Raw genomic sequence first — 3,000 nt, forward strand, 5'->3', positions numbered from 1 at the left:
GGATAAGGTTGTCAGCCCTACCAAGAACCGCGCTGTTGCCGAGGAATGGGGCGGCCCATCCGAGCTGTTGGTTCTGGAGTTGGCCGATGGCGATGATCCCTACAATCATGTCATTGCAGGGGATATCCTTTCGCCAAATCAAACAGAAGTTGCGGCGAATGCCATGATCGCATGGGCAAAAAACACCCTTGGGCAGTAACCGGCAATATTTTTTCGGAGAAAGTTAGCATCATGGAACAACGGGTAAGCCTTATCACTTTGGGCACTTTGGATATGGAGCGATCTTCGGCATTTTATGATGCTTTGGGTTGGAACCGCGTCGACACGCAAGATGGCGTGATCGCCTATGATTTGCTTGGGCAGACGCTTGGGCTTTACCCACTTGAAAAACTGGCCGAAGATATCGGGCTGGACGTGGCCGAACTTGGCGCGGGACGATCAACGCTTGGATATAATTGCCGCGAAAAATCCCAAGTGGATGAGGTGATGAATGCGGCCAAACGGGCAGGGGCGAAGGTTTTGCGCCCCGCCTCCGCGGTGTTTTGGGGTGGTTACAATGGCTATTTCGCCGATCCTGACGGACATATCTGGGAAGTTGCGCACAACCCGTTTTCGCCCCTTCGCGAGGATGGAGCATTCCGCTGGAACGGGCATAGCTGATGCGGCGCCCCGCTTCGATGTGGTCGCTCGAAACCTTGGGGCGGGTGCGCTTATCGAAGTATTTCTACATGCGCGAATTTCTTTATTCAGAGATCGGCAACATTCATTCCATCCCGAACATCCCTGCGGTTCCAGATTTGGCAGTGGCGCGCGGGCAGGCGTTCTGCACAACGCTTCTTGATCCGCTAGAGGAAACCTTCGGGCGGGTTGCGGTGCGTTCAGGCTATCGCTCGCCTGAGTTGAACCGGTTTGGCAATGAGAACCGGCTCAACTGCGCGCGCAATGATTACCCGCTTGAGTGCCATATCTGGGACTTGCCCGACGTAGAGGTGGCAGGGGCGTCAATCGTGATTCCATGGTTTGCCGATCAGTATGAAACAGGGCGTGATTGGCGTGACTTGGCCTATTGGCTTTACGATCATCTCCCCTTTGGCGAGGCATGGTTTTTCCCCAAGCTTTGTGCGTTCAATCTGTCCTGGCGCGCTGAACCTGCACGCCGCATTGATAGTTATATCGCGCCGAAAGGGACGTTGCTGAAGGCCCATTCAACCCCGAGGGAAACTTTGGCGCAACGCCAAGCGCGTTATAGTGACTTTCCCAAGTTTCGCGGCCTAAAGTCGCCCTAGACACCGCAAAACCGCAGGCGTAGCTTGGCAAAAATCCCAACCAAGGCAGCTGCGATGACACTCCCAAAAACTCCCTCATTTCGATTGGATGGCAAACGCGCGCTGGTGACGGGGGCATCGCGAGGGATCGGCATGGCCTGCGCTGTTGCATATGCTGAAGCGGGCGCGCATGTCACCTTTGCTGCGCGCAGTGCTGACACATTAAGCGGTGTCGTCAACGAGGTGCGCAGCGCTGGTTATCAGGCAGATGCCTATGCGCTTGATGTCACCGACACTCAGGCCGTGCGCGATCTGTTTAAGGGGCAACATTTTGATATCGTTTTGAATTCAGCCGGACTTGCACGTCACAGCGCGGCAATCGACACGGCGGAAGATGATTTTGACGCGGTGATGAACATCAATGTGCGCGCCGCATATTTCATCGCGCAGCAAGCGGCGAAGGCGATGATTGCCCAAGGGACTGGTGGCTCGATCATTCAGATTTCCAGCCAAATGGCCCATGTTGGGGGCATTGATCGCGCGGTGTATTGCAGCTCTAAACATGCGGTTGAGGGGATGAACAAAGCCATGGCGATTGAATTCGGGCCTGCGGGTATCCGGATCAATTCGATTTGCCCGACATTCATTCTGACCGAGCTGACAAAGCCGACCTTCGAAGATCCTGAAAAGCGTGCCTGGATTGATCGCAACATCAAATTGCCCCGCGTTGGCGTTGTCGAAGACATCATGGGCGCTGCGGTCTTTTTGGCCTCCGATGCTGCGGGAATGGTCACTGGTACCTCTTTGCTGGTGGATGGTGGTTGGACCGCTGAATAGGAAAGGCGCTGGCGCTGGATTCAATGGCGATTGGGTTACAGATAACTGCCCAAATGGGTGTCGGGCGATCCAATCTGCTTGCACGTCGCTTGTTCAAGGATCACTCTGTGAATGAGTCAGTTAGGAATGCAAAATTGAGTGAGTTCACAAAAAATGACACGTTTCGCGTAGTTCATGCGCCAGTAATCTGGCACGCGTGATCTGATGAAGGAACCCGTCGTTTTTCTACCCGGGATGATGTGCGATGCGCGCCTTTTCGGACCGCAAATCGCAGAGCTTTCGGCAGATCGCGCTGTGATGTGCGCCCCGATTTCGCAAGGCGAGCGGATTGAGGAAATTGCGTCCGAATTGCTTGCTGTTCTACCCGCAAAATTTGCGCTGGCGGGACTATCCATGGGCGGTATCGTTGCAATGGAAATTCTGCGACGCGCGCCCGAACGGGTTATGCGCATTGCGTTGATGGATACGAACCCGTTGCCAGAAACGCCGCAAGTCGCAGCCGCACGGGAGCCACAAATCATTGGCGCACGTTCTGGGCGACTTCATGAGGTGATGCGCGACGAAATGAAGCCGAACTACCTTGCGCCCGGTCCACAACGGGTTGATGTGCTCAATCTCGTGATGGATATGGCCGCTACGATGGGGCCAGAGGTTTTCGTGCGCCAGTCGCGCGCGCTTCAACGGCGACGCGATCAGCAATCGACCCTGCGCAAATGCAGGGTGCCCGCATTGGTTCTATGCGGCGAACATGATGCGCTTTGCCCTGTGAAGCGTCATGTTTTTATGGCCGAACTCATTCCCTATGCCGAGCTCAAGGTTATTTCCAATGCAGGCCATTTGCCAACGTTGGAAAATCCCGGTGCCACCACCGAGGCCATTCTGGAATGGCTCGCACAGC

Annotated in this window: 4 protein-coding genes and 1 pseudogene; all 5 read left to right on the plus strand. The window is 55.1% G+C overall.

Annotation, left to right across the window (positions count from 1 at the left end; all coding sequences use genetic code 11):
* Window positions 1-199: pseudogene (locus WBC85_RS16355) on the plus strand (alpha/beta hydrolase); the annotation flags it as partial.
* Between the two features lie 32 nt (window positions 200-231).
* Window positions 232-660, plus strand: a complete 429-nt coding sequence (locus WBC85_RS16360; RefSeq protein ID WP_424439777.1) for a VOC family protein — start codon at window positions 232-234, stop codon at window positions 658-660.
* A gap of 17 nt (window positions 661-677) precedes the next feature.
* Window positions 678-1,286 carry a hypothetical protein gene (locus tag WBC85_RS16365; protein WP_424439786.1) on the plus strand — a complete coding sequence of 203 codons (609 nt, stop codon included), beginning with the start codon at window positions 678-680 and terminating at the stop codon, window positions 1,284-1,286.
* A 54-nt stretch (window positions 1,287-1,340) separates the two neighbouring features.
* Window positions 1,341-2,102, plus strand: coding sequence for an SDR family NAD(P)-dependent oxidoreductase (locus WBC85_RS16370; protein ID WP_424439780.1), 762 nt, complete (start codon window positions 1,341-1,343; stop codon window positions 2,100-2,102).
* 204 nt (window positions 2,103-2,306) lie between these two features.
* The coding region (locus tag WBC85_RS16375) for an alpha/beta fold hydrolase (protein WP_424439783.1) at window positions 2,307-3,000 on the plus strand (694 nt) is incomplete at its 3' end.

The organism is Planktotalea sp. (assembly GCF_049680325.1).
Classification (GTDB): domain Bacteria; phylum Pseudomonadota; class Alphaproteobacteria; order Rhodobacterales; family Rhodobacteraceae; genus Planktotalea.